8 protein-coding genes are annotated in these 5,643 nt (G+C 73.2%); 1 reads left to right on the top strand and 7 read right to left on the bottom strand.

Annotated elements, in window-relative coordinates:
• The 7 genes from AB0C20_RS34840 to AB0C20_RS34810 all read right to left on the bottom strand — a co-directional run.
• On the bottom strand, positions 1–196 hold a 196-nt coding region (locus tag AB0C20_RS34840), incomplete at its 3' end, for a hypothetical protein (RefSeq protein WP_357569610.1).
• Positions 197–295: 99 nt separating this feature from the next.
• A complete protein-coding gene (locus AB0C20_RS34835) occupies positions 296–1,012 on the bottom strand; it encodes an urease accessory protein UreD (protein ID WP_357180448.1) in 717 nt (238 codons plus the stop codon).
• On the bottom strand, positions 1,012–1,812 hold the full coding sequence (gene ureG / locus AB0C20_RS34830) for an urease accessory protein UreG (protein WP_357569609.1): 801 nt from the start codon (positions 1,810–1,812) through the stop codon (positions 1,012–1,014). Before ureG ends, AB0C20_RS34835 begins: the two co-directional genes overlap by 1 nt.
• Positions 1,802–2,509, bottom strand: coding sequence for an urease accessory UreF family protein (locus AB0C20_RS34825; protein ID WP_357569608.1), 708 nt, complete (start codon positions 2,507–2,509; stop codon positions 1,802–1,804). Before AB0C20_RS34825 ends, ureG begins: the two co-directional genes overlap by 11 nt.
• Positions 2,509–4,212 carry an urease subunit alpha gene (locus tag AB0C20_RS34820; RefSeq protein WP_357180438.1) on the bottom strand — a complete coding sequence of 568 codons (1,704 nt, stop codon included), beginning with the start codon at positions 4,210–4,212 and terminating at the stop codon, positions 2,509–2,511. Before AB0C20_RS34820 ends, AB0C20_RS34825 begins: the two co-directional genes overlap by 1 nt.
• A complete protein-coding gene (locus AB0C20_RS34815) occupies positions 4,209–4,556 on the bottom strand; it encodes an urease subunit beta (protein ID WP_308193602.1) in 348 nt (115 codons plus the stop codon). The genes AB0C20_RS34820 and AB0C20_RS34815 overlap by 4 nt, the downstream gene beginning before the upstream one ends.
• A complete protein-coding gene (locus AB0C20_RS34810) occupies positions 4,553–4,855 on the bottom strand; it encodes an urease subunit gamma (protein WP_357180434.1) in 303 nt (100 codons plus the stop codon). Before AB0C20_RS34810 ends, AB0C20_RS34815 begins: the two co-directional genes overlap by 4 nt.
• A 322-nt stretch (positions 4,856–5,177) precedes the next feature.
• Here AB0C20_RS34810 and AB0C20_RS34805 point away from each other — a divergent pair.
• Positions 5,178–5,643, top strand: a 466-nt coding sequence (locus AB0C20_RS34805) for a hypothetical protein (protein WP_357569607.1), incomplete at its 3' end; no start/stop codon positions are given.

Genomic DNA, 5,643 nt, shown 5'->3' with positions numbered 1-5,643 from the left:
GACGGTTGGACATGGTGAGCAGACCCACTGTCGAGGTCGGGTAGAGCACGCTGATCGGTTGAGAGCTGGTCGCCGACTGCCCATCGGTCCCGGTGCTCTGCACCAACCTGGCCTCGGGAACGGTCTCGGCGGTCTTGGCTGATCCCCGCTCGGCCGCCGCGGGCACACGGGCCATGGCGGCGTCGCGCAGGGCCAAGACGGCATCGCGCGGGGCCAAGACGGATCGCGCCAAGACCGCCAGGACCGGCAGGACCGGCAGGACCGGCAGGACCGGCACTCGGCCCGGTAGCGGCTCCTAGACCGTTAGGTGGGTGCGCAGGGTGTGCGCGTCGGGAGCGGTGGCCGTCCACAGTGTGGCCGGGCCGCCGGCCAATGGCAGCCGGGCGACGCTGCCCTCGGCCGTTGGCGGTTCGGCGGGTCGCGAGGGGTCGACCACCAGCAGCGATCCGGTGGCCGGGGCGCCGCCAAGCACCGCCGGGCCGGCCCAGCCCGGCGCGTGCGGTCCCACCGCGAGGGACTGGCGCAGCAGTGGCCGATCCGCGTAGTCGACCTGGGTGTGCACGACGGCGCCGCCGGGGGCCTCGCCGTGCCGGCCGCAGATCAGCTCGTCGCGCCACCGCAGGCTCGCGCCAGCGGCCAGCTCGATCCGGGACTCGGCGAGGTGCGCGCAGCCGGCCGCCGCGACCAACTGTTCCGGAAGCCAGTGCAGCGTGGCGCCGGCGTGCACCACCGCCCGAACCGCCATCCGGGAGACGGCACCCGCGCGACCCGGTAGGGCGATCGACGCGGCGACGCTGTGCACCCTGACGGCCGCGCCCGGCCCGACCTCGATCTCCAGGCGCAGATCGTCCCCGGCGAGCGGCCCGGCCGCCCCGCCGACGAGGTGCACGGTGGCGACACCACCGTCGGTCGGAGTCTGGCGCAGCAGCAACGGCGTTTCGCCGTGCAGCTTGACAAGGGCCGTACCGCCCCGGCCGTCGGCTCGGGCGACCAGCCGAGCAAGCGCTCGCATCAGGCCGGGCCGACCGGCACGGCCAGTGGATGCAGGGCGGCGTGGTGGGCCAACTCGTGGCGGATCCAGTTCGCTACGGACGTTGCCGTGGGGTCTCCCACGATGGACAGGAAGAGGGTCGGGAGGTCGCCGCGCCGGGCCCGCGCGTCACGATCCATGACGGTGAGGTCGGCACCCACCATCGGCGCCAGGTCGGTCTTGTTGATCACGAGAAGGTCGGCGGCGGTTACCCCCGGCCCACCCTTGCGGGGCACTTTGTCCCCGCCCGCCACGTCGACCACGAAGATCTGCCGGTCGACCAGCCCCCGGCTGAAGGTCGCGGTCAGGTTGTCCCCACCGCTCTCCACCAGGACGAGGTCCAACTGGCCGACCGCCTCGGCCAGTTCGTCGACGGCGTCCAGGTTGGCGCCGATGTCGTCACGGATCGCCGTGTGCGGGCAGCAACCGGTCTCCACCGCGCGAATCCGGGCCGGGTCCAGCACGCCGGCCCGCCGGAGGAAGTCGGCATCCTCGGTCGTGTAGATGTCGTTTGTCACCACGCCGAGCCGCAACTCGTCGGCGAAGGCACGGCAGAGCGCGGCCACCAGGGCCGTCTTGCCGGAGCCGACCGGGCCGCCGATGCCCACCCGCAGTGCACGGCCGGCACGCGCCAACGGCGGATGAGGGTCCACCCCCGGCTCCGGATGGGTGTGCGGAACGGTCTCGTCGTGGGGCGGCGTGGCCGGCGGTGGCGTGGCCGGCGGTGGCGTGATCGGTTCGACGGCGGGCACAGCGCTCGGCACAACAGTGTCAGGACGCAAAGAGACGCACCTCCCAGGTGGCATGGATTTCGGCATGGATGTCGGCGAGTGGAGCTGCTGCGGCCGGCAGCCGCTCCGGTGGATCATCGGCGGCCCGTGCCGCGTCGGCGGCCGTGCCGTCGCAGGCGTCGGCCAGGCCGACCAGCAGGGCCTGGACCTGGTACGGGTCGAGGCCGAGCAGGCGTACGCCGGCGCTGGCCGTCCCGGTCAGCGTCCCGTACGCGGCGATCGTGGCGGTCTCGGCGCGGGACAACCCGGCCGCGGCGCAGAGCAGCCCGAGCACCAACGGTTGGTGTGCGCCACCGGGCGTCGCGGGCAGGTCGGCGAACGGGGCATCCGACCAGATGGCCCGGCCGGCGCGCAGCAGCGCCCGACCCTGTCGGCGCGAGACCGCCCGTAACGCCGGGGCGGCGGTACGCGCGTCCAGCTCCGCGTCGAGCCGAGCCAGCGCCCCCGACCGGGCCACAGACTCAGCCGGGTCGGCGGTCTCGGCCACCGCCGCCCGGTGTGCGGCCGCCGCGAACGCCGCGCCGACCAGACCGGCGGTGGCCAGCCGGCCGGCCAGGAACGCCTCCAACGAGGCCAGGTCGGTGACCCGGCCGGCGGCGACGGCCGCCTCCAGACCACCGGAGTGCGCGTGCGCACCGGCCGGGAAGCGTCCGTCGGCCAACAACAACAGCAGACTCGGCGTCGCCATCAGAACAGGAAGTACCGCTGGGCCATCGGCAGCCGGGTCACCGGGTCCGGCTCCACCACCTGCCCATCGATCCGCACTGTGAAGGTGTCCGGGTCCACCTCGATGCGCGGCATCGCGTTGTTCTCCGGCAGGTCGGCCTTGCCCCGCGACCGTACGTCGCTCACCGGCACCACCCGGCGACGCACATCCAGGCGGAGCCCGGCGTCCAGGGCCGCCGGGGCCACGAAGGCCAGGCTGGTGGCGGCAGCCGCCGCGCCGTACGCCCCGAACATCGGCCTCGGCAGCATCGGCTGCGGTGTCGGGATCGAGGCGTTGGCGTCGCCCATCTGGGCGTACGCGATCATGCCGCCCTTGAGTACCAGGTGCGGCCGGACGCCGAAGAACGCCGGATCCCAGAGCACCAGGTCGGCGAGCTTGCCCGGTTCGACCGACCCGATCTCCCGTTCCAGGCCGTTGGCCATCGCGGCGCAGATGGTGTACTTCGCCACGTACCGTCGGGCCCGGTGGTTGTCGGCAGGCCCGTCACCCGGCAGGGCGCCGACCCGGTCCTTCATCACGTGGGCGCTCTGCCAGGTCCGCATGATCACCTCGCCGACCCGGCCCATCGCCTGCGCGTCGGAGCCGATGATCGAGATGGCGCCGAGGTCGTGCAGCAGGTCTTCAGCGGCCATCGTGGACGGTCGGATCCGGCTTTCGGCGAAGGCCAGGTCCTCCGGCACTGACGGGTTGAGGTGGTGGCAGACCATCAACATGTCCAGGTGCTCGGCCAGGGTGTTCGCGGTGTAAGGCCGGGTCGGGTTGGTCGACGACGGCAGCACGTTCGGCTCGCTGGCCACTGTGATGATGTCTGGTGCGTGCCCGCCGCCGGCTCCCTCGGTGTGGTACGAGTGGATCGCCCGTCCACCGATGGCCTGCAGGGTGTCGGCCACGAACCCGGCCTCGTTGAGCGTGTCGGTGTGGATCGACACCTGGACACCGGACGCGTCCGCCACCCGCAGGCAGGCGTCGATGGCCGCCGGTGTGGTGCCCCAGTCCTCGTGCAGCTTGAAACCGCCCGCACCGGCCCGCAACTGTTCCCACAGCGCCTCGCTGGAGACGGTGTTGCCCTTGCCGAGCAACAGCACGTTGACCGGCATCGTGTCCAGCGCCTCGTGCATCCGGGCCAGGTGCCAGGCGTTCGGGGTGACGGTTGTCGCGCGGGTCCCCTCGGCCGGCCCGGTCCCACCGCCGACCATCGTGGTGATGCCACTGGCCAGCGCCTCGGTGACGATCTGCGGGCAGATGAAGTGCACGTGGGTGTCGACAGCGCCGGCGGTGAGGATCCGCCCGTTGCCCGCGATCACCTCGGTCGACGGGCCGATGACCAGGTCGGGATGGACACCGGGCATGGTGTCCGGGTTGCCGGCCCGGCCGAGCGCCACTATGCGCCCGTCGCGCAGCCCCACGTCGGCCTTGACCACTCCCCAGTGGTCGAGCACCACCGCGCCGGTGATGACGGTGTCCAGGGCCCCCTCGGCGCGGGTGGCACGGGACTGCCCCATCGACTCGCGGATCACCTTCCCGCCGCCGAAGACCGCCTCGTCGCCGCCCACGCAGTGGTCGGTCTCCACCTCGATGAGCAGGTTGGTGTCGGCCAGTCGGATCCGGTCACCTGTCGTCGGCCCGTACAGGTCGATGTAACGGTCCCGCCGCACGGCGCTCACCGCGGCGACCCGTCGGCCGTGACCGCGTGCGGTGACGGGTCCAACGGCCCGGCGCACTCTGCGCGCAGGCCCGGCACGACGCGTGCGCCGCCGAGTGGCACGAGGTCGACGCTGCGGTTGATGCCCGGCTCGAACCGGACGGAGGTGCCGGCCGGAACGGCGAGCCGCTGCCCCCAGGCCGCGCCCCGATCGAACGACAGCGCCGGGTTGGCTTCGGCGAAGTGGTAGTGCGAGCCGACCTGCACCGGGCGGTCGGCCGTGTTGACCACGAGCAGTGTGGTCACCGGACGACCCACGTTGATCTCGACCGGATCTGCCGCCGGCAGGATCTCCCCGGGGATCACGGGATCGGGTGGTGCACCGTCACCAGCTTGGTGCCGTCCGGGAACGTTGCCTCCACCTGCACCTCCCTCAGCAGTTCGGGGATGCCGTCCTGGACGTCGTCGCGGCCGAGCACCGCCCGGCCGGCCGACATCAGGTCGACCACCGACCGCCCGTCGCGGGCCCCCTCGAGGAGGAACGCGGTGAGCACCGCGACGGCTTCGGGGTAGTTGAGGCGGAGGCCGCGTTCGCGGCGGGCGCGGGCGACATCGGCCGCGACGTGGACGAGCAGGCGGTCCTGCTCGTGCGGGCTGAGGAACACGGGGCTCTCCCGGTGGGTCGGCGTGCCCCGGCTCGCCGTCGGCTCCACGCGGAGCCGCGCCGGGCATCAGCGCCCGGGGACGAGCTGGGAGTCACACGACCGCCGGGTCACCGCCGACGGGGCGACCCGGGACTCCACCATCCCGGCCCGCACGACGGGCATCCGGCGGTGTCGGGTCGGATGCGGACCGCACCGCCCACCGCTGAGCAGACCGTAGAGGATCGCCGCCGGCCGAGGCAACAGTCCAATGGGGATCGCGCCGGTCGGCGGCTGAAGGCCGGTCCGTGTTCCCGTAGCGCGGCAGGCAAGGGATGATCGCCGGATGACGGCGACGAGGAGTACCCGCGCACTGCTCGGTGTTCTGTTCCTGGCGGCGGCCACGGTCGGGGCGTGGATCCTCTGGCTGGGCTGGGACACCCGGTACACGGTCGACGCGCAGACCGGCGCGAGCAGCGGCCCGTACGAGCCGTGGCAGGTGATCGGCTGTGTGTTGACGCTCGTGCTGCTGGCCGCGCTCGCCGGGACGCGGCTCAGCCCGTGGCTGGTGGCGCCGGTGATGACTGTGGCGTTCACGGCGGTCTGGTCGTGGCGGGCCGCCGGGACCGACGACAGCGGGCTGTGGGTGGTCGGCGGGATTCTGGTGCTGGTCGGGATGGCGGCCGGCAGCACCGTGGTGAGCCTCGCGGGGCGGGGGGGGGGGCGGGGGGGGGGGCGCGCGAGACCCCCGGGACGTTGCTGGACGGGCTGCAGGCTGAGGACAGCACCACCGCCGTGGCCAAGCCGCTGCA

This window comes from Micromonospora sp. NPDC048843 (assembly GCF_040649965.1).
Taxonomy (GTDB): Bacteria; Actinomycetota; Actinomycetes; order Mycobacteriales; family Micromonosporaceae; genus Micromonospora; species Micromonospora hortensis.
This window is presented reverse-complemented; position numbering and strand designations above follow the sequence as displayed.